The organism is Oceanospirillum multiglobuliferum (assembly GCF_900167095.1).
GTDB classification, from domain to species: Bacteria; Pseudomonadota; Gammaproteobacteria; order Pseudomonadales; family Halomonadaceae; genus Oceanospirillum; species Oceanospirillum multiglobuliferum.
On the sequence record NZ_FUXG01000014.1, the window covers coordinates 1 to 20348 of the forward strand.

Consider the following 20348-nt stretch of genomic DNA (forward strand, 5'->3'; position numbering starts at 1 on the left):
AAGCATCTGGTTAAAATCGACCAGTGGTTTGCCAGCTCCAAGACCTGTTCTTGCTGTGGACACAAGGTAGACACCCTGCCGTTGTCGGTTCGCATCTGGGCATGCCCGGCTTGTTCGGTAGAGCTAGATCGCGACATCAACGCCGCGATCAATATCCGCCAGCAGGGTGTTATCAAACTAAAGGCCGAAGGACTGTCGGTTCCTGCCAATGGAGGCTTGCGTAAATCCGGCCACGCGCCGGTTGCTGCCTGAGAAGTTGGAAGCCTCGCCCGAAAGGGCGGGGAGCAGTCACATCGCGTTAAACGCCATCCAACAGAGAGTATGGAGCTGCTTAAGCTTGCAGGAATTAAAAACCAAACTTGGTTGGATGTGGTGTTGCAGCACCACGAAAAGCTTGATGGCTCTGGTTATCCTAATGGGTTGAAAGGGAGTGAGATTTTACTTGAAGCTAAAATAGTAGGTTTGGCTGATATATACTCTGCTATGATCTCTAGTCGACCTTATCGTGCAGCATTAACACCTCAGAAGAGCCTAAAACAACTTTTTATGCAACGTGGTAGTTTCTTTGATGAAGCACTGACCAACATATTTCTAAGTGAGTTGGGTATCTATCCACCTGGAGCCTCAGTTAGCTTGGCTAATGGCGAAATAGGTGTTGTGATTAAGCGTAAATCACAAGAAACCAGCAAACCTATAGTGTCGTCAATAAAAGACCGCTTTGGCGTTCGCTTTATGCACCCTGTTATGAGAGATACTGGTGATAAACGTTATGCCATCAAAGCTGATATACCATCATCACAGCTAGGGCAAGTAAACCCTTCAATGCTCTGGGGATTGAAGCTTATGCGTGTAAGTTAAATGCGGCAGCGTTAATATTAATATTTATCCAATAAGGGAGTAAGCAATGAAAACGTTAATGTTAATTACGCTAGCGTGGGTATTTTCAACGACCAGTTATGCCGCGGATTACTCTGATCCAGCTCAAGCGATGAAAGCACGTCAGGATCAGTTTGAGGAAATTAAAACTACATTTAAACAGCTACGCTTTGATGTGATGCAAAAGAACTTTGATGCAGCAGCTACAGCTAAATCGGCTCAAAAAGTTGCCGAATTAAGCCAGCCTCTACTAGAAATGTTTAGAGTGCGCTCAGATCAAGGTAAAACGAAAGCGTTGGATCGAATTTGGGACAACTGGCCTAGATTTGAAAAACAAATGTTAGAGTTTGTTGAGTTGAATAACAAAACCGTAGAAGCGTTACGTTATGGTAATCAAGATGATGCTAAAGACTTTGTAGATCAAGCGGCTAAAAGCTGTAAAAGTTGCCATAGGTTGTTTAAAGCTAAATGAGTTTTTAGTATTGGATATTAGGAGTAGGTGCTGAAATGTACATGACAGTGCGCCACCTACTTCTTTGAACCTGTTCTTTCCTCCTCTTCCCAATAGAAATCCCTCCTATAATGTAGCCCTCTGTAATGGATTCATCCTACAGCGCTGGGGTGATAGAATGACCGCAATTTTGAAATTATGCGGAAGAACTTATGCTCAGTTATCGCCATGCTTTTCATGCGGGTAATCATGCCGACGTATTGAAACACCTTACCATGTCACTTGTTTTTGAGGCTCTGGGCAAAAAAGATAAACCTTACTGTTATATTGATACTCACTCTGGTGGTGTTTATTACGATTTAAATAGTGATGAAGCACGTAAAACAGGTGAGGCTATTGAAGGTATCTTGCAGGTTTATAATCACCCTCTATTACCAAAGTCTTACCGTAGTGCAATTGCCCGTTGTAATGATGATGGGCGCTTAACCCGTTATCCTGGCTCTCCAGCCATTGCGCAATCTTTTCAGCGAGAGCAAGATTGTTTGCACTTAATGGAGCTACACAATACAGAGATAGAGTTGCTTAAGCAGCGTACAGGTCGGTGGCATCATACCTCTATCCATCACCGTGATGGTTTTGAAGGGTTGCCTGCATTGCTACCGCCCAACCCAAGGCGAGGATTGGTGCTGGTAGATCCTTCTTACGAGATCAAATCAGACTATAGTAAAACTGCTCAGGCTGTGGAGAAGGCTTATAAACGCTGGTCAACGGGTATCTTTGCGGTTTGGTATCCCATTCTTATCGCAGATAAAAGCCGGTTTATGCTTGATCAGTTTGAGCAAAGCGGCATTCGTAAAATTTTGACTATTGAGATGCAGCGTAAAGCAGAACCTGATGAGACCTTTGGCATGATTGGTAGTGGTATGTTACTGATTAATCCGCCTTATCAGCTAGATCAGCATCTAGACACTATTCTACCCGAGTTAGCCAAGGCGCTACTTGGCGATACTGCTGTCGCTACGGTGCGCTGGCTGGTAGGTGAGTAGCCCATATTTGGCACTAATTAGTCTACCTATCCCAAATCTAAAACTAAAAAACCCCACTTCAAAATGAAGTGAGGTTTTTTTGGGTGTTAGGTTTGAAAAGCGTATTGCTACGTTCTACTTCTCTTCCCAATCCCATTCAACACTGGCCGCACCCGCTTTAGCTGCATCCGGTAGTAGATCTACAAAAGAAAATGCTTCTTTTGTGTCAACATCGAAGTCGCGCACGATATTAGGCTTATTGATTTGCACTTCTAAACGAGTGCCATCATCTGCTACACCAGTAAAGATTAGCGTGCCTTTACTGTATCGAGTAAAGTTCATCTGCGTGTCGTTATAGTATGAAAACTTGCTCATCAGATCGTCCCCTGTGGGTCAGGTCATTGTTGTTTTGTTATTCAGGGCTGTGTTTGACTAGAGTATGATGATTCTGACTGATGAGTATTGAGCTAGATCAAAAGGATACAGAAATAGGATTTGTATTTAAATTTAAGAATCACTTTTGGTATTTTGTTTTTTTCTCAGTGTATAAAAAAACCCAAGCACCTCAATGAGTGCTTGGGTTTTGAGCTCAACTTAAAGCTGAGCTTGATACATCAATCGCTTTTTCTAGCTTATAAAGAAGACAAAGCGCTGTTCAGTGTTTCACTTGGGCGCATTACAGCATCAACTTTAGCCATATCTGGGTGGTAGTAGCCACCGATATCAGCTGGTTGACCTTGTACTGCACTTAGTTCTGCAATGATTTTCTCTTCATTTTCAGTTAGAGATTTAGCTAAAGGCGCAAAGCGCGCAGATAAAGCTGTATCCTCTGTCTGTGCTGCTAGTTCTTGTGCCCAGTACATGGCTAGATAGAAATGACTGCCACGGTTGTCTAGCTCACCGACTTTACGTGATGGTGACTTGTTGTTCTCTAGCAGTTTGCCAGTTGCAGCATCCAACGCTTTTGCCAGTAGTTTAGCTTGTGCGTTGTCATTCTTGATACCTAGCTCTTCAATAGAAACAGCCAGTGCCAAGAACTCGCCTAGAGAATCCCAACGCAGGTGGTTTTCTTCCAGTACTTGTTGAACGTGCTTAGGTGCAGAGCCGCCAGCACCTGTTTCGTACATACCACCGCCCGCCAACATTGGAACGATAGATAGCATCTTCGCAGATGTACCCAGTTCCATAATTGGGAATAGATCCGTTAGGTAGTCACGCAGAACGTTACCAGTTACAGAAATAGTGTCTTTACCACGAATCATACGCTCCATAGATGTACGAATTGCGCGGTTATAACCCATAATGCGTAGGTCTAGACCTGCTGTGTCATGTTCTTTCAGGTATTCTTCAACCTTCAAGCGCAGCTGACGATCGTGAGCACGCTCAGCGTCTAGCCAGAAAATTGCAGGGGTGTCAGATTGACGTGAACGAGTCACTGCCAACTTAACCCAGTCACGTACCGCTGCATCTTTAGTTTGGCAAGCGCGCCAAATGTCGCCCTTCTCAACATTGTGCTGCATTAACACAGTGCCGTCAGATTTAACAACACGCATCACGCCATCTTCTTTCATTTCGAAAGTTTTGTCGTGTGAACCATATTCTTCTGCTTTCATTGCCATCAAGCCAACGTTAGGTACAGAACCCATTGTGGTTGGATCAAAAGCACCGTTAGTACGGCAGAAGTTGATCATCTCTTGATAGATGCGTGCATAAGTTGACTCAGGCATAACGGCTTTAGTGTCTTTAATCTTGCCGTCACGACCCCACATCTGACCAGAACTACGAATCATTGCTGGCATAGAAGCATCAACAATAACGTCGCTTGGAATGTGTAGGTTGGTAATGCCTTTAACAGAGTCTACCATCGCCATTTCTGGGCGGTGCTCGTAGCAAGCGTGAATAGCTTCTTCGATCTCTTCTTGCTGAGACTGAGGCAGCGTTTTGATTTTGTCATAAACGCTAGCCATACCATTGTTTGGATTAACGCCCAGCTGTTCAAATAGCTCGCCGTATTTTTCGAACACTTCACGGTAGAAAACACGTACAGCGTGACCGAATACGATAGGGTGAGACACTTTCATCATGGTGGCTTTAACGTGCAGAGACCACATAACGCCATCTTCTTTACACTCTTGTAGAGTACGCTCGAAGAAAGCATCCAGCGCTTTAGCGCTCATGAACATGCTGTCTAATACTTCAGCGGCTTCAAGTTTCAGTGATTTTTTCACCTCAACGTTGCTGTTCTGACCTACAAACTCAATACGCACTTCGTCAGCATCAGTCATCGTGACAGACTGTTCGCTAGAGAAGAAGTCACCGCCACGCATATAGTCTGCGTGTGAGCGAGAAGCCTTGCTCCACTTGCCCATTGAGTGAGGGAACTTACGTGCGAAAGCTTTAACAGCTGGTGGCGCACGACGGTCAGAGTTACCTTGACGTAAAACAGGGTTTACCGCACTACCTAGAATTTTAGAGTAGTTTGCCTGAATCGCTTTCTCTTCTTCTGTTACAGCTTCATCAGGGTAGTTAGGTACGTCGTAGCCTTGCGCTTGCAGCTCAGCAATTGCGGCTTTCAGCTGAGGGATAGAAGCACTGATGTTTGGCAGCTTGATGATGTTGGCGTTTGGATCAAGTGTCAGCTCACCTAGCTCGGCTAATGTATCAGGAACCTTCTGATCATCCGTTAGCTTCTCTGGGAATGCTGCCAGAATACGCGCTGCAACGGAGATATCACTGGTTTCAACTTCAACGCCTGCCGCTGAAGTGAACGCTCTGACGATTGGCAGCAGAGAACCTGTTGCCAGATATGGTGCTTCGTCGGTGAGGGTGTAAATGATTTTTTGATTTGGAGTTGGAGTTGTCATTTTTATCCCTATAGTTATGGCGTGATAGCCAAAGACCTAACAAGAGATGACTTGTGGTCACCTCTGCTCAAATAAGGTGTTCTGTTCTAGATTAAACCCGTCTGCTAGGCGCGATTATACTGAAATCTAGCGCCTATTTATACGGGGCTAGATTACACTTAAGGCTAGTGAGTCGTAGTTTTTTTACAGAATACACCATTAAAAATAATCGCTTGGCGTGATTATGGCAAATATGACACTGTATTTTGCTAAAAATGCGATTGAAATTTCAAATCACTACACAAAATGTAAAAACTTGTAGTCGGACAGGATGCAGGGAGGTGCGCAGCAGCAGAGTGCTGCGCTGCAATTTCAAATCAAGTCTTAGGCAGCGTAACCCCTGTTTGGCCCTGGTATTTGCCGCCACGGTCGCGGTATGAGGTTTCACAGACTTCATCTGATTCAAAAAACAGCATCTGTGCCACGCCTTCATTGGCATAAATCTTTGCAGGCAAATTGGTGGTGTTAGAAAACTCTAAGGTCACATGACCTTCCCACTCTGGCTCTAATGGCGTTACATTCACGATAATGCCGCAGCGTGCGTAAGTGGACTTGCCCAAACAAACGGTTAGCACATTACGCGGAATTCGGAAGTATTCTACAGTACGTGCTAGGGCAAAAGAGTTAGGAGGAATGATGCAAACATCGCTTACTACATCCACAAAGCTTTTTTCGTCAAAGTTTTTTGGATCTACAGTCACTGAGTGAATGTTAGTGAACACTTTAAATTCGTTGGCACAACGTACATCATAACCATAGCTAGAGGTGCCATAAGAGATAACTCGCTGATTGTCAGCGTCGTAACGCACCTGCCCAGGCTCAAAAGGTTCAATCATTGCATCAGATTCTGCCATGCGGCGAATCCACTTATCCGATTTAATGGCCATAAGCTTCCTACGGGGAAAGTTGAAAAATGGTAGGAATCATACAAGGTTAAAGCCGATTAAAAAAGCCAATAACCTTGTATGTAAAGCATGAGTCAATAAAGGTTTAAGTCTGAGCGGCTTGTTGCCACTAAACCGTTAGTCGTCACTGAATGAAATAGTCGGATTTAACTGTACTACTTGCGCTAACTGTTGGTTCACAGCGTCGGCAATGTCTGCAAATAAACCTGCGATCTGCCCCTCCGGTTCAGCAATCACTGAAGGTTTACCCGCGTCTGCTTGTTGGCGAATACTCAAGGTCAATGGCAACTGACCCAACAATACTGTTTGATACTCAGTGGCGATACGGTCACCGCCGCCTTCGCCAAATACAGGCTCGGTATGCCCACAGTTTGAGCAAGTGTGTAGGCTCATATTCTCAACCACACCTAATATAGGCACTTTTACTTTGCGGAACATTTCAACGCCTTTTTTCGCGTCTAAAAGCGCAATGTCTTGTGGGGTGGTGACAATGACCGCGCCGCTAACTTTTACTTTTTGCGTAAGCGTTAACTGAATGTCGCCCGTTCCCGGCGGCATATCGATAAATAGGTAGTCCAGATCAGGCCAGTTTGTTTGTGTTAACAGTTGTTGGAAGGCTCCGCTGACCATTGGCCCGCGCCATACCATTGGGGTGTTTTCATCAACAAGAAACGCCATCGACATGGCATAAACACCGTGAGCCTGTACAGGGATAAACGTGCGCTCATCTTGCATTTGTGGGCGAGTGCCTTCGGCAACGCCTAGCATTAAAGCTTGGCTTGGGCCGTAGATATCTGCGTCTAAAATACCAACTTTAAACCCCTTCTGCGCCATCGCTAGAGCTAGGTTTACAGTGACCGTTGATTTACCCACCCCACCTTTGCCAGAGGCAACGGCTATAATATGTTTTACTGAATCCAGCATAATTTTTCTCTGTATCCTCTCTGTGTCACATCAGTCATTTCAAAAAGCATACCATAAGCAATAACCAAGCTCATTAGTCAGATTTATAATCAGTCGAGGCTGTGTCGTCCAATGCTTAACATTAAGTCATAAGGGTGCAGATCAAAGATGAAAAAATCTCTCTCAGTCGCTATAGTTAGCGCAACTTTTAGCAGGGGTGAAACCTTTAGCACCTATCACCCACACCTTTTTAATTTTGATCAGTTTAAAGAGACATCATGTCATCAGCTTCTCCAACTCGTAAAATCTTAGTCACTAGCGCGCTACCTTATGCCAATGGCTCTATTCATTTGGGGCACTTATTGGAATATATCCAAACTGATATTTGGGTGCGTTTTCAGAAACAACGGGGTCACCAGTGTACCTACGTGTGTGCAGATGATGCCCACGGTACAGCTATCATGCTGCGCGCCGAGCAAGAAGGTATTACCGCTCAGCAGCTGATCGACAAAGTGAATGCTGAACACCGTGCGGACTTTGACAAGTTTCTGGTTAACTTTGACAACTACTACTCTACTCACTCAGAAGAGAACCGTGAGTTTGCAGAGCTGATTTACACTCGCCTACGTGACAAGGGCCATATTGCCACCCGTAGCATCACGCAGATGTTTGACCCTGAAAAAGGGCTGTTTTTGGCTGATCGTTTTATCAAAGGCACGTGTCCAAAATGTAAGGCGGAAGACCAATACGGTGATAACTGCGAAGCTTGTGGCGCCACTTATAGCCCTGCGGAACTGATCAATCCAAAATCTGCAATCTCGGGTGCCACTCCGGTTGAAAAAGATTCTGAGCACTACTTCTTTAAGCTGCCTGACTTCCAGCAAATGTTAGAAGGTTGGACGCAAAGCGGTACCCTACATGAGTCCATTTCTAACAAGTTAAAAGAGTGGTTAGATATTGGTTTACAAGAGTGGGATATCAGTCGTGATGCACCCTACTTTGGCTTTGAGATTCCAGATGCACCGGGCAAGTACTTCTACGTTTGGCTAGACGCGCCTATCGGCTATATGGCCAGCTTTAAAAACCTATGTAGCCGTCGTGATGATTTAGACTTTGATGCTTACTGGAAAGAAGGCTCCGAGGCCGAACTTTATCACTTCATCGGTAAAGACATCATCAACTTCCACGCCCTGTTCTGGCCTGCCATGCTGGAAGGTTCGGGCTTCCGTAAGCCAACTGCAGTAAACGCGCATGGTTTCTTAACGGTGAACGGCCAGAAGATGTCAAAGTCTCGCGGTACTTTTATTAAGGCGCAAACCTATGCAGAGTTCTTAAACCCAGAATACTTGCGTTACTACTTTGCCGCCAAGCTGACCAGTCGCCCAGAAGACCTTGATTTGAACTTAGAAGACTTTAGCGCACGGGTGAATTCAGACCTGATCGGTAAGGTGGTGAATATCGCCAGCCGTTGTGCAGGTTTTGTGAAAAAAGCGGGTGGTACGCTTTCAGCTCAATGTGCAGAGCCAGAAATGTTGGCCGAAGCGGTGGCTGTGGGTGAGCAGATTGCCGAGTTCTACGAAAAGCGTGAGTTTGGTCGTGCCGTGCGTTTAATTATGGAGCTGGCTGATAAAGCGAACCAATATATTGCAGACAAAGCACCTTGGGCACTGGCAAAAGAAGAAGGCAAAGCAGAAGAAGTGCTGGATATCTGCTCGGTGGGTATCAACCTATTCCGTCAGCTTGTCACCTATCTTGCACCTGTATTGCCTGAGATGAGCCGTAATGCCGCTGAGTTCTTAAATTTGGATTCATTGAACTGGGATGCACGCGCTGAGCTGCTGCTAGGTCACCAAATCAATGCCTTTAAACCGCTGATGACCCGTATTGAAACGGATAAAATTGACGCGATGATTGAAGCGTCAAAAGAAGTTTTAGCAGAAGAGCAAAAACTAAAAGAAAAGCCATCTGCAAACCTGCATTTGACCGATGACCCTATCAGTCCAGAGATTGAGTTTGACGACTTTGCCAAACTTGACCTGCGTGTTGCCACTATTATTGAGGCCAACCACGTTAAAGGTGCTGACAAACTGATTCAGCTGACCTTAGACCTTGGCGGAGAAACCCGTAACGTCTTCGCGGGTATCAAATCAGCCTATGCACCAGAGCACTTAGTGGGTCGCCAGACCGTGATGGTGGCCAACTTGAAACCGCGCAAAATGCGCTTTGGCATGTCAGAAGGTATGGTGATGGCCGCAGGCCCCGGTGGTGAAGAGATCTTCTTACTGTCACCTGATCAAGGTGCCGTAAACGGTATGCGTGTTAAATAAACGTATTGGCGTTATTTGAAGTAAAAAACCATAAAAAGCAGAGGGTTAAACCTTCTGCTTTTTTATTGCCTGCCCAAAAAGCAGAAATAACGTTATAAAATATTTTTGTGCTTCTTATAACTATAACCTATAAAAAGAACTTTCTTTTTTCTTGTAGGGAATAACCTAAAGCAAGATAATAGCGACTCTCGGGTTGAAGCTGATCTATATCAGCCCCTAAAAAGCGTGATCTGATACACTTTTTCCACTCGAAAAAATATTAAGGTATTGGTTTGTGAGGACTCGTATTAAGCCAGCGCTGCAAAACCTGCGACAAACTGCCACAGGTCTTGGTTGGTGAAACTGATCAAATCTAAAGCGATAAAAGTTACCATTACCAATCATATGCACTCTTTCAATCGGTTTTGACACTCAGATGACTGAATATATCTTGCTTCTGATCAGCACTATTCTGGTCAACAACTTTGTTTTAGTTCAGTTTTTAGGCTTATGCCCATTTATGGGTGTATCCAATAAGCTGGAATCGGCGATGGGGATGTCTCTAGCGACCACCTTCGTATTAACGCTGTCCTCTTCTAGCAGTTATCTGGTGTACCACTTTGTTTTAGAGCCGCTCGGTATTGAGTACCTGAAAACCATTGCTTTTATCATGATGATTGCTGTGGTGGTGCAGTTCACCGAGATGGTGGTACGTAAAACCAGTCCGCTGCTGTATCGTGTTTTGGGTATTTTCCTGCCACTCATTACCACCAACTGTGCGGTGCTAGGCGTCGCACTGTTGAGCTTAAACCGCAATAGCGGCTTTGTTGAGGCCACTATTTATGGCTTTGGTGCGGCAGTTGGTTTCTCTCTGGTGTTGGTGCTGTTTGCCGCTATGCGTGAGCGTATTGCGGTTGCTGATGTGCCTGCACCATTCAAAGGTGCCTCTATTGCGATGGTCACTGCGGGTTTAATGTCCTTAGCCTTTTTAGGTTTCAGTGGGTTGGTGCAGCTTTAAAAGCCGTTTTTTGAGGGGTTGTTAAAGCCCAACCTGTGTGAGTAGAAGAGCCAGAAATGACAACATTTTTTAGCCAACATCCTGTTTTAGCGGCCGTGCTAGGACTACTTTTATTAGCCTTGGTTTTTGGTGCCTTATTGGGTTATGCCGCTATCCGCTACAAAGTAGAGGGCAACCCTATTGTGGAGCAGATTGAAAGCCTGCTGCCTCAAACACAATGCGGCCAATGCAGCTATCCGGGCTGCCGTCCTTATGCGGAGGCGATCGCCAATGGCGAAGAGATCAACAAGTGCCCTCCAGGTGGTGAAAGCACTATGATCGCGCTGGCTGATTTAATGGGGCGTGACCCCGTACCATTGGATGCCGACCCCGATACCATTGGGATGAAGAAAGTAGCCTTCATTCGTGAAGACGAGTGTATTGGCTGTACAAAATGTATTATCGCTTGCCCTGTTGATGCCATCGTTGGCGCAACTAAGCTGATGCACACCGTCATTGAAAGAGATTGCACAGGCTGTGAGCTATGTGTTGCACCTTGTCCTGTAGACTGTATGGATATGCTGCCGATAGAAACCACTGCAAAAACGTGGAGCTGGTCAATTCCACAAGGGCCGAATGCACGCTTTCAGGCCAATGTATTTGCCACAGATGGAGGCCAAGCCTGATGCGTAGTTTATGGGATTTTCACGGTGGTATTCATCCTGATGAAAACAAACAGCAGTCTTTACAGCAACCCTTAGCGGATGCGCCACTGCCTAAAAAAGTAGTGCTGCCGCTGCAACAGCATATTGGTGCCGCGTCTGAGCCGATTGTTCAGGTGGGCGATAAGGTCAAAACAGGCCAATGTATCGCCAAAGCCGATGGTTTTGTCAGTGCCAATATTCATGCCTCTATTTCGGGTACAGTGGTTGCAATTGACGAACAACCGATTCCACATCCGTCCGGCATGAGTGACTTGTGCATCAGTATCGAGTCAGATGGTTTAGATCAATGGGTTGACTTAACCCCCGTCACAGATTGGCAAACGGCTGACACTGAGACCTTGATACAAGCCATCGCTAAAGCGGGTATTGTGGGTTTGGGAGGCGCAGGCTTTCCAACGGCAGTTAAAGCCCGCACTCGCGAGCGCCATGCCATTGATACGTTAGTGATCAACGCGGCAGAGTGTGAGCCTTATATTACCGCTGATGACATCAGCATGCAGACTTACCCTGAGCAGATTATTATTGGCGCACAAATCCTTTGCCAACTGGTGAACCCCAGCAGTTGCTTGATTGGCGTTGAGGATAACAAATCAGATGCCATCAAAGCACTGCAAAAAGCCGCTCAAGGCACACATATTGAAGTGGTGGTGATTCCCACTAAATACCCTTCTGGCGGCGAAAAGCAGCTGATTAAAATTCTGACCGGACGAGAAGTGCCTTCTGGCGGCTTGCCTGCGGATATTGGCGTGGTTTGCCAAAACGTGGGTACCACACTTGCCATTGCTCAAGCGATTACTCTTGGCCAACCTCTAGTCAGTCGCGTGGTAACCTTGACAGGCAACGCTTTTACCCGTCGTCAAAACTTACAAGTGCGTTTGGGTACACCTATTCATGAGTTGCTGGCGTATGCCGGTTATAACGCTGCAATTGCCAGTCGCTTAGTGATGGGCGGCCCCATGATGGGCTTTAGCCTGCTCAGTGATCAACTACCTGTTGTTAAAACCACCAACTGTATTCTAGCGCCCACGGCTCAAGAGTTTCCTGATCCTGAGCCCGAGAATCCTTGTATTCGTTGTGGCATGTGTGAGCAAGCCTGTCCCGCAGAGCTGTTGCCGCAACAACTGCATTGGTTTGCCAAAGCGCAAGAGTTTGAAAAAGCACAGCTATTCAACCTATTCGATTGTATAGAGTGTGGCGCTTGCGCTTACGTTTGCCCAAGTCACATTCCTTTAGTGCAATATTACCGTTTTGCTAAATCTGAAATTCGCAAAGAAAGCGAAGAGGCTAAAAAAGCAGAACGTGCAAAAATTCGCTTTGAACAGCGTCAAGCCCGTTTAGAGCGAGAAGAGGCCGAGAAGGTTGCACAACGAGAAGCACGCATGGCGGCAGCTGCAGCGGCCACAGCTGCGAAAAAAGCAGCTGAAGCCAGTCAAAGCACAAATCTTGATAGTGCAACAGGCACATCAGCACACAATACCGCAGCTGCACCATTGGCTACTGCAAGTCACGCGGCCACTAGCCAATTAGATGAAGCCGCACTGAAAAAGCTCAAAATTCAACGGGCTGCCGCCGCTGTTGCATTGAAAAAAGCAGAAAAAGCATTAACAGAGGCCAAAGACAATGGCGTTGATGTAGAGACTCTCAATACACTTGACCAGCAACTGAATGCGGCTCAGCAAAAACTGAATACAATTGATCAGCAACTGGGTAAAGAGATCAGCCCAGCCGCTGCTACATCGTCAGCAAATGCCACGGCATCTCTTAATGCAGGTGCCCAAGCTGAACATGAAAAAGCACTTAAACAAGCCAAAATTGCTGCTGCGGCCAGTAAAGCCGCTGTGAAAAAAGCAGAAAAAGCGCTAATTCATGCCCGTGAAAATGAAGGTGTCGAAGAGATTTCTGCCAAAGAGCAAGCGCTGGTTATCGCACAAAACCTTGCCCAAAAAGCTGCGGAAAAGCTAGAGGCGTTAAACCAAGCTCCTGTAGCCGCTTCAGTGGCAGCACCTTCTCAGTCGGCTTCTACAGTTGAGGCAAATAGCTCGGATACTGGGCAAGCCGAATATGAAAAAGCACTTAAACAGGCCAAAATTGCCGCTGCTGCCAGTAAAGCCGCTGTGAAAAAAGCAGAAAAAGCGCTAATTCATGCCCGTGAAAATGAAGGTGCCGAAGAGATTTCTGCCAAAGAGCAAGCGCTGGTCATCGCACAAAGCCTTGCCCAAAAAGCTGCGGAAAAGCTAGAGGCGTTAAACCAAACTCCTGTAGCCGCTTCAGTGGCCGCACCTTCTCAGCCAGCATCTACAGTTGAGGCAAATAGCTCGGCAGAGACTGGGCAAGCCGAATATGAAAAAGCACTTAAACAAGCCAAAATTGCCGCCGCTGCTAGCAAAGCTGCTGTGAAAAAGGCTGAGAAGGCGTTGGCTCAAGCCCAAGAAAAGGGTGATGCCACTGAAATTGACCAGTGCACAGATGCGGTTAACAGTGCAAAAAATAAAGCAGAAGCAGCCGCCAACAAGCTAAAACAGCTGACCGAAGCCAAAGCTGCAATTGTTGAATAACCCTATAAACTGAAATAACACAAGAGACAGGAACCACTATGGCGTTTATACGGGTTTCATCCCCTCACCTGCATCGCCCGTTGAGCACTCATCAGGTTATGCGTTATGTGATATTAGCAACCTTACCCGGCTTGGCGACTCTGACCTATCTGTTTGGCTGGGGTAGCTTAATCAACGTATTATTGGCCAGTGCCTTTGGTTTGGTTTTTGAAGCCATTGTGCTGAAAATGCGTAAACGCAACCCTATGCCTGCCCTCAAAGACAATAGTGCCTTACTAACCTGTGTGCTGTTAGGTTTAGCGTTGCCACCTTTAGCCCCTTGGTGGATGTTGGCCACGGGTAGCTTTGTTGCCATTGTCATTGCCAAACAGCTTTATGGTGGACTGGGGAATAATCCGTTTAACCCTGCTATGGTGGCCTATGCCCTACTGTTAATTGCCTTTCCGGTTGAAATGACGCAGTGGATTAGCCCTGCTCGCCTGCTGGAGCATACTCCTGACTTAGTCAGCAGCTTGCAAGCTGTGTTTGGGCATCCTCAAATTGCCGATGCCTTTACGATGGCCACTCCTTTAGATGGCTTTAAGCATAAAGGCGAACTGATGGCGGATGAATACTGGCGTCAAAATGCTTTTATGCCTGAAAAGGTGTGGGAGGCTTGGGCGTTAAGTTCAATTGCCTTTATGCTGGGCGGTTTGTTTCTACTCTGGAAAAAAATCTTCACTTGGCACATTCCCGTAGCATTTTTAGGTAGTTTGGGTTTGCTATCACTATTGGCCTATGGTGCTGATGCCAGCAACTTTGCCAGCCCAATGATTCACTTATTCTCTGGTGCAACAATGTTGGGGGCATTTTTTATCGCCACTGACCCAGTTACAGCCGCCACCAGTAACAAAGGTAAGCTTTGGTTTGGTGCTGGAATTGGTGTTTTAGTGTTTGTGATTCGCACATGGGGTAACTACCCCGATGCCGTAGCATTTTCGGTATTGTTGATGAACTTCGCTGCACCTCTGATTGATTATTACAGCCAGCCGCGTAGCTTTGGTCATAAGAAACCCCGCAAGGGCATCAAACACGACGCCTAATCTTAACAATCTCAAGGTTAAGGATTTTGAACATGCACGGCTCACCTGATCAGACCGTTATTGAAGATACAACAGCGCAACCTGCTTTAAGCCTAGGGCAGTCTATTTTACGTAGCAGCATAGGATTAGGGATTTTTGCCGTTGTTACGGCAGGTGTAATCGCCATTACGCAGCTGGGCACCAGCGCCACTATTGCCGATAATATACAAAAAGCACAAAGCCGTACCTTGTATGAGTTAGTGCCTGCTCACTTGCTCGACAATGACCCGCTTAAAGACACTGTAAGCCTTCAGCCTGACGCGACATTGGGCAATAAAACTGTTGTCAATGTGCATATTGCGCGCAAGCAAGGGCAAGTGGTGGCCTTACTGTTTCCTGTGACAAACCCACATGGTTATAGTGGCAATATCGACATGTTAGTGGCGGTTAACGCCAATGGTGAATTGGCAGGGGTTCGGGTACTGTCTCACAAAGAAACCCCCGGTTTAGGCGATAAAGTTGAAACCAAAAAATCATCATGGATTCATAGCCTGACGGGGCTGTCTCTTGAAAAGCTTGGCCTAGAAGGCTGGCGCGTGAAAAAAGATGGCGGTCAGATCGACCAGTTTACAGGGGCAACCATTACCCCTAGAGCAGTTGTTGGGCAAACACGTGCGGTATTGCAGTATTTTGAGCAACATAAAGCTGAATTACTCAATCATCGCGTTGTCGCCCCCTCTCACACCTCAACCGCACAATAACGGAATCGGCTATGAGTACTACAACAGTAAAAAGCTATCAAGAGATCAGCCAAGATGGCCTTTGGCATAACAACCCCGCATTAGTACAGCTATTAGGCTTATGCCCATTATTGGCGGTAACAGGCTCTGTGGTGAATGCTTTAGGTTTAGGGATTGCCACTATTTTGGTGTTAGTGGGCTCTAACTTATCGGTATCACTGATTCGTAACTTTGTACCAGAGCAAGTACGTTTGCCTGCCTTTGTGATGATTATTGCGTCGTTTGTGACCTGTGCAGAGCTTTTGATGCAAGCCTTCACTTACGAGTTGTACCAGATCCTAGGTATCTTTATTCCGTTGATTGTGACCAACTGCGTTATTTTAGGGCGCGCAGACGCCTTTGCCAGCAAGAACCCTATACTGCCCTCAGTAGTAGATGGTTTTATGATGGGGCTAGGTTTCACGGCGGTACTGGCAGTATTAGGCGCCATGCGTGAGCTATTAGGCCAAGGCACATTGTTTGAAAATATGCAGTTACTCTTTGGCCCCGCTGCTGAAAGCTGGAAAATTGTAGTGTTTGAAGACTATAGTTTCCTATTCGCAATTTTACCGCCGGGTGCTTTTGTCGGTATGGGGATTTTGATTGCGCTGAAAAACTTGATTGAGCAGAAAAGGTAGTCAATAAAGAGGGCTGAACAAGGGAAAGGCAAGAGAAGGATAAATCAGACTAGGATTAAGCTAAAAAAGAAGAGTCGGCATCCTTGCCGCGTACTACCCCACATCACCTCCATGTGCTGTCTATAATATCGGTCTTTATCTAAAAGCAAAACTGCCTGAAACCCTAGAATTGCCTAGGGTTTTCCCTAGTATTTGGCATTTAACTTGATTTAACAAACTTAAAACCGTGTTGAAAAACCGATCTGAGCTTCTAAACCAAATAGTTCTGAGTTGGGTAATGTGGCATTGGCAGAAATAATTTTATTCCGCTTCTCGTAATAGCCATGCAAGCCAGCATGAATTAACCACTGCTTGTCCATCTGCCAGCCTAACATGGCGCTGGTATGAATATCATAACCATCAAATTGGCTGGTTAATGTTGTTGGTATATTGGTTACACGGAAATAGAGTGGCGTAGAAAACTGGCCTGAGAACTTATAACGCAAGCCCGTGCCGTTGTTCTCGAAAAAAGTGCTGTACTGGTAAGCTGAAACAAAGTTAACCGCCAGCATCTCTTCTCTTACTGTTGCACTATAAAGGCTGGCGCGAGCCGCATTCATTGCCGCTGCATCAGTGGTATCTACAGCAGTACCATCACTTTGCGTATAGGGAAAAGTGCTTTCACCTAAGGCTGTTAGCGCAAACTTTGATCGAACAAAGGTGTTTTTATCAAAACCCAATCCAACACTTAGATCATGACGTTTAGCGAGGCGTTGGCCTAGCTGCAAGCTGAAACTGGTACGTGTGGCCTCTAGCTGGTTGGTTTGTGCCGTGCTGCCGTTTAGCTTCCAAGTTTCTTTTTGCGACTGGGTATACAGCGTGCCCATACCGGTAAAATATAAAAAAGTTTGGGGCGAGAAAAAAAGTTTAATGTCAGTTTTAGCGCTGGGCACTAACGCGCTGTAATCCGTTGCTAATGCACCTTTGCTGTGTTGCACCTTCTCGGAATAGTTTTGAAAGTCTAAACCTGCTCGGGCATCTAATTCTATGGGATAAAAAGCTCCCTCTTTAGCCCAAGCAGAAGCTGCTATTCCAGCGAATAAGGTTGCCAGCAAGGTAGTAGAGTAGGTAAGCCTTGCCATTAGTAATCCTTGTATTGAGATTCAACGAAAGAAGGGCTTACGCCCCTCCTTCATTTTCTGATTTTAAATGTATTCTTAATATCTACTGTACGGTCAGCGCACTAACACATTCAGCATCATTTCTAGGTGGAACATTCAAAAAGTGAGAGATTGTACCCTGCCAAGTTTCCAAACCTGATGCAGTATCAAGGCTAAACTGATAGGTATCCAGTGGAGAGGCCTTAACAGTACGTTTAACTATCAATGCTTGTTTTGGTGAAATGGGTTCTGTAATGGCAATATTAACGGAGAAATCAGTTAGTTTGTTCCAATAGCCAGTTAAAAGAACACCTTTATCTAACCCCTTAATGTCTTTTAAGTCACTACTATCCTCTGTAGCTCTCACACACAGCGCTACCCGCCCTTCCAGTGTCGACTTGGGGCTAGGTATAAAATAAATATTGGCCTGCCCAGTTTTATTCGCGCTCATAGGCTCTGCATAGTTCAATTTAATAACTTTACCAGAAACAGTGATCTCGTCAGTCTGCATAGTAGGCGCTACAAAAAGAGCTCCCTCAATTGGAAGTTTAGGCACAACCTTAGGCAGCGTGGTTTGGTTAACCATGTTGTCTAGATCTACTTGACTGTTGAAGTCAGTAATCTTAAAGGTGTCAGTATTCCCTGAAATCTGAGTTAGAACTTGTCCTGCTACAGTTTGAGACGCATTCGTTTGATTTTGAACGCTATTAGACTTTACCTCTCGCTTAACCTGACCTACTGCAAAGTCAGCTACACGAGCATAGCGATATAAACTTTCTTGTTTCCCTGCTATAGAGGTCTCGTTATTAGCTCCTGTGGTAAGTGGGGATTTATTAGCATCAAACCAGTTAAATAACTGTGAAACCCTAGCTGCAATTGCCGTTTTCTCATTTGCAGCCCACTCAGCAGCGGGCTTACCTGTTGTAGGCTGCAAAGCAGCATCTGATGCAGTTAAAGCTGCTTCCCAGTCAGCTATAACAGGCGTGCTCTTATCTGCTAGCATCTGAGCAATAGCAGCATAAACAAATTTTCCCGCAGATGCAGGGGGTAGAATACCATTCACCTTTAGGGCATCAGCTTTCAGACTATATTTATGTTCAAGGGCTGAAGATAGTATTGCCGCAGCTTTATGTATTTGCATTGCGCGCCGGAATTTTTCTGGATCAACACCAGCAGCGCCATTTGAATCTTTAGATAAAAAGTCTTGTGTTAACTCGGCTTTCAATGTGGCGCGTTTTAGCGCATCACCCGCAACAGATGGGTCAATAAAGTCGAGTATAGCATTCTCTTGAGAGGTGGACGCAGCAGTAAATAGAGAGATCAATGGATTGGCAGTACCTAATTGCTGATCGGAACCGTTTAAGGTCAGCGGCATTTCCATTGAGCCTGTAAAGGCTTGCCCTGTTGCAATATCGTAGCCGCCTTCAATACGTAACACTGCAGAATCACTCACTTGTGAGGTGTTCAAACAGTAGCGAACATTGCCTTCTGCGCAATAATCAATTGAGATGCCATTTGCATCAGGTTTTGACTTTGAAAAATAGCCATCTTTATCGGTATAGGCAAAATCTTCAGTTGAGAACTGGTGAATACCATCGTTATTTAAATCAACATAAACTTTGGCTTGTGCTACATAAGGGTCTACTACCAAGCCTGATAATGTGACATTGCTAGCGCTAGAACCAGAGTCTTGGCTACCAGAGCCGCCACCACAGCCCGCTAATGCTAGAGTGACCAGCGAAATTGAAGCGGCTAATGCACTTTTATTAAATGTCATCTTGTTATCCTCTAACTTTAGAATGTTTCTTCAAAGCTGAATTGCAAGCCAAACTGGCGTGGCAGAGTGTTACCATCTACTTTTACGCTTTCTAAACCGTAAGTTAGGTCAATATTGGCTACGCCACGGAATAAACCTAAACCAAAGTTTAGAGCTGAAAGCTTTTCGCCCGCTAGGTTTTTCTGGTAACCAATACGTGCCACTGGCGCGACTGGGTTTTTCGGAAAAAAGCTAGCAGCTACTTGCATATTTTTCACTTTATCGCCAACAGGGTCGTTTACCTCAACCATGTCCATGCTACCTGTGATCATCCAAAGTTTGCTTTTGGTGAACACAGCACCGCTTACGGTATACTGCGGATCCATGGTGTAGGTTTCATTCAGAGAGATTTCAGTGGAGAAGTTACGAGCATCACGATTGTTATCTAAACTGCTATAGTCAAACTTTGGACTATTTAAGTTTTGCGCGGCAACACCCACTTGGTAATAGTCTGACTGCCATACTGCACCTAAATCAATGCCCAGTGCGGAGGTTGATTTAGAGTTATCTTTTAAGCCATCGTTAATCAGCGTGCCAATGCTTTTACCATCATCACGGTCAATTCCAGACACTTGTTTAGTTAATTTTGCTCCGTAATACTTAGTGCTGGCACCGAGGACTAATGTACCAGGGAAGTTGCCACTATTGCTAAATACAGGGCGGCTATAACCTAAACCTAACTCAACAACACTTGCGCCTTTGACATAAACCGCTGAACGAGTACGCAGGGTGTTAGATACATCAACTAGCGGAGCATCCAAAAATGATACTCTACCCAATGCAGATACGCTGGCGTCAACCACAATGGTGCCACCTAGTGTCTCGGAATGAACTGCTAAAGGCAAACCAGGGACTGCGACATTGCCCGAAAATTTAATTCTACCATTCTCGCCAAATTTGAGCAGAACTGCGTCAAATCTTGTTTTGGCATCGGCTACTCCTTGAGCATTAGGGTTTTTGCCCAAGTCATCTATAGCCTTTTGCAGGTCATCAATATCTTCTTTAAAATTATCCGCCTGGCCAAACTCTATACTGCCGCCAAATTGTGACCAGTAGCCAAAACGTAACTTCTCTTTGGCTTCATGGTCGATCATTAAGTAGCCCGCAGCAGGGTTGTAGCGAGTGCTGTTCAGGGTTTGTGGATTTGCACCTTGGCCTAAGGTTGTGGCTGAGCCAAATGAACCTATTGGCATAGCAGCCTGTGCTGCAATAGGTAGTGCAGCAATCGCTGCTGTGGCGAGTAGATGTTTTTTCATATCCATATATTCC

The 20348-nt window shown here is 45.7% G+C and carries 17 protein-coding genes and 1 pseudogene; 11 read left to right on the forward strand and 7 right to left on the reverse strand.

Annotated elements, in window-relative coordinates:
* The 4 genes and pseudogenes from B5D26_RS10490 to B5D26_RS10505 form a co-directional block, all read left to right on the forward strand.
* On the forward strand, positions 1 to 252 hold a 252-nt coding region (locus tag B5D26_RS10490), incomplete at its 5' end, for a zinc ribbon domain-containing protein (protein ID WP_143833114.1).
* A gap of 42 nt (positions 253 to 294) precedes the next feature.
* A pseudogene (locus tag B5D26_RS10495) lies at positions 295 to 858 on the forward strand (HD-GYP domain-containing protein); the annotation flags it as partial.
* Positions 859 to 904: 46 nt separating this feature from the next.
* Positions 905 to 1348, forward strand: a complete 444-nt coding sequence (locus B5D26_RS10500; RefSeq protein WP_078745694.1) for a c-type cytochrome — start codon at positions 905 to 907, stop codon at positions 1346 to 1348.
* Between the two features lie 191 nt (positions 1349 to 1539).
* On the forward strand, positions 1540 to 2373 hold the full coding sequence (locus tag B5D26_RS10505) for a 23S rRNA (adenine(2030)-N(6))-methyltransferase RlmJ (protein ID WP_078745695.1): 834 nt from the start codon (positions 1540 to 1542) through the stop codon (positions 2371 to 2373).
* A gap of 114 nt (positions 2374 to 2487) precedes the next feature.
* Here B5D26_RS10505 and B5D26_RS10510 read toward each other — a convergent pair whose 3' ends face one another.
* The 4 genes from B5D26_RS10510 to apbC all read right to left on the reverse strand — a co-directional run bounded on the left by B5D26_RS10510 (position 2488) and on the right by apbC (position 7084).
* A complete protein-coding gene (locus B5D26_RS10510) occupies positions 2488 to 2727 on the reverse strand; it encodes a hypothetical protein (protein ID WP_078745696.1) in 240 nt (79 codons plus the stop codon).
* A 257-nt stretch (positions 2728 to 2984) separates the two neighbouring features.
* On the reverse strand, positions 2985 to 5216 hold the full coding sequence (locus B5D26_RS10515; protein WP_078745697.1) for an NADP-dependent isocitrate dehydrogenase: 2232 nt from the start codon (positions 5214 to 5216) through the stop codon (positions 2985 to 2987).
* A 356-nt stretch (positions 5217 to 5572) separates the two neighbouring features.
* Positions 5573 to 6142, reverse strand: a complete 570-nt coding sequence (dcd, locus tag B5D26_RS10520; RefSeq protein WP_078745698.1) for a dCTP deaminase — start codon at positions 6140 to 6142, stop codon at positions 5573 to 5575.
* A 135-nt stretch (positions 6143 to 6277) separates the two neighbouring features.
* Complete coding sequence (gene apbC, locus B5D26_RS10525; protein ID WP_078745699.1) at positions 6278 to 7084, reverse strand: iron-sulfur cluster carrier protein ApbC; 807 nt, start codon at positions 7082 to 7084, stop codon at positions 6278 to 6280.
* Between the two features lie 257 nt (positions 7085 to 7341).
* Here apbC and metG point away from each other — a divergent pair, with 257 nt between their 5' ends.
* From metG to B5D26_RS10560, 7 genes are all read left to right on the forward strand, one after another.
* The gene (gene metG / locus B5D26_RS10530) at positions 7342 to 9390 is read left to right on the forward strand and encodes a methionine--tRNA ligase (protein WP_078745700.1); all 2049 of its coding nucleotides are present in this window, start codon (positions 7342 to 7344) and stop codon (positions 9388 to 9390) included.
* 415 nt (positions 9391 to 9805) lie between these two features.
* The gene (rsxA, locus tag B5D26_RS10535) at positions 9806 to 10387 is read left to right on the forward strand and encodes an electron transport complex subunit RsxA (protein ID WP_078745701.1); all 582 of its coding nucleotides are present in this window, start codon (positions 9806 to 9808) and stop codon (positions 10385 to 10387) included.
* Between the two features lie 56 nt (positions 10388 to 10443).
* Positions 10444 to 11052, forward strand: coding sequence for an electron transport complex subunit RsxB (gene rsxB / locus B5D26_RS10540; protein WP_078745702.1), 609 nt, complete (start codon positions 10444 to 10446; stop codon positions 11050 to 11052).
* Complete coding sequence (gene rsxC, locus B5D26_RS10545) at positions 11052 to 13646, forward strand: electron transport complex subunit RsxC (protein ID WP_078745703.1); 2595 nt, start codon at positions 11052 to 11054, stop codon at positions 13644 to 13646. Before rsxB ends, rsxC begins: the two co-directional genes overlap by 1 nt.
* Before the next feature lie 38 nt (positions 13647 to 13684).
* The gene (rsxD, locus tag B5D26_RS10550) at positions 13685 to 14728 is read left to right on the forward strand and encodes an electron transport complex subunit RsxD (protein WP_078745704.1); all 1044 of its coding nucleotides are present in this window, start codon (positions 13685 to 13687) and stop codon (positions 14726 to 14728) included.
* A 32-nt stretch (positions 14729 to 14760) separates the two neighbouring features.
* Positions 14761 to 15468, forward strand: coding sequence for an electron transport complex subunit RsxG (gene rsxG / locus B5D26_RS10555; protein ID WP_078745705.1), 708 nt, complete (start codon positions 14761 to 14763; stop codon positions 15466 to 15468).
* 11 nt (positions 15469 to 15479) lie between these two features.
* Positions 15480 to 16124 (forward strand): electron transport complex subunit E, encoded by a 645-nt coding sequence (locus B5D26_RS10560; protein WP_078745706.1) that lies wholly within the window; start codon positions 15480 to 15482, stop codon positions 16122 to 16124.
* Between the two features lie 218 nt (positions 16125 to 16342).
* Here the strand turns inward: B5D26_RS10560 and B5D26_RS10565 are convergent, their stop codons facing one another.
* The 3 genes from B5D26_RS10565 to B5D26_RS10575 form a co-directional block, all read right to left on the reverse strand.
* Complete coding sequence (locus B5D26_RS10565) at positions 16343 to 17245, reverse strand: hypothetical protein (RefSeq protein ID WP_078745707.1); 903 nt, start codon at positions 17243 to 17245, stop codon at positions 16343 to 16345.
* Positions 17246 to 17327: 82 nt separating this feature from the next.
* Positions 17328 to 19040, reverse strand: coding sequence for a hypothetical protein (locus B5D26_RS10570; protein ID WP_078745708.1), 1713 nt, complete (start codon positions 19038 to 19040; stop codon positions 17328 to 17330).
* A 17-nt stretch (positions 19041 to 19057) separates the two neighbouring features.
* Positions 19058 to 20335 carry a conjugal transfer protein TraF gene (locus B5D26_RS10575; protein ID WP_159445647.1) on the reverse strand — a complete coding sequence of 426 codons (1278 nt, stop codon included), beginning with the start codon at positions 20333 to 20335 and terminating at the stop codon, positions 19058 to 19060.
* Between the last annotated feature and the right edge of the window lie 13 nt (positions 20336 to 20348).

Bases quoted from the DNA above. Each gene is read 5' to 3' on its own strand.
- B5D26_RS10560 (WP_078745706.1), top strand. From the start codon at position 15,480: ATGAGTACTACAACAGTAAAAAGCTATCAAGAGATCAGCCAAGATGGC.
- rsxD (WP_078745704.1), top strand. From the start codon at position 13,685: ATGGCGTTTATACGGGTTTCATCCCCTCACCTGCATCGCCCGTTGAGC.
- rsxG (WP_078745705.1), top strand. From the start codon at position 14,761: ATGCACGGCTCACCTGATCAGACCGTTATTGAAGATACAACAGCGCAA.
- B5D26_RS10505 (WP_078745695.1), top strand. From the start codon at position 1,540: ATGCTCAGTTATCGCCATGCTTTTCATGCGGGTAATCATGCCGACGTA.
- B5D26_RS10500 (WP_078745694.1), top strand. From the start codon at position 905: ATGAAAACGTTAATGTTAATTACGCTAGCGTGGGTATTTTCAACGACC.
- apbC (WP_078745699.1), bottom strand. From the start codon at position 7,084: ATGCTGGATTCAGTAAAACATATTATAGCCGTTGCCTCTGGCAAAGGT.
- B5D26_RS10515 (WP_078745697.1), bottom strand. From the start codon at position 5,216: ATGACAACTCCAACTCCAAATCAAAAAATCATTTACACCCTCACCGAC.
- dcd (WP_078745698.1), bottom strand. From the start codon at position 6,142: ATGGCCATTAAATCGGATAAGTGGATTCGCCGCATGGCAGAATCTGAT.
- rsxB (WP_078745702.1), top strand. From the start codon at position 10,444: ATGACAACATTTTTTAGCCAACATCCTGTTTTAGCGGCCGTGCTAGGA.
- B5D26_RS10575 (WP_159445647.1), bottom strand. From the start codon at position 20,335: ATGAAAAAACATCTACTCGCCACAGCAGCGATTGCTGCACTACCTATT.
- B5D26_RS10510 (WP_078745696.1), bottom strand. From the start codon at position 2,727: ATGAGCAAGTTTTCATACTATAACGACACGCAGATGAACTTTACTCGA.
- metG (WP_078745700.1), top strand. From the start codon at position 7,342: ATGTCATCAGCTTCTCCAACTCGTAAAATCTTAGTCACTAGCGCGCTA.
- rsxC (WP_078745703.1), top strand. From the start codon at position 11,052: ATGCGTAGTTTATGGGATTTTCACGGTGGTATTCATCCTGATGAAAAC.
- rsxA (WP_078745701.1), top strand. From the start codon at position 9,806: ATGACTGAATATATCTTGCTTCTGATCAGCACTATTCTGGTCAACAAC.
- B5D26_RS10570 (WP_078745708.1), bottom strand. From the start codon at position 19,040: ATGACATTTAATAAAAGTGCATTAGCCGCTTCAATTTCGCTGGTCACT.
- B5D26_RS10565 (WP_078745707.1), bottom strand. From the start codon at position 17,245: ATGGCAAGGCTTACCTACTCTACTACCTTGCTGGCAACCTTATTCGCT.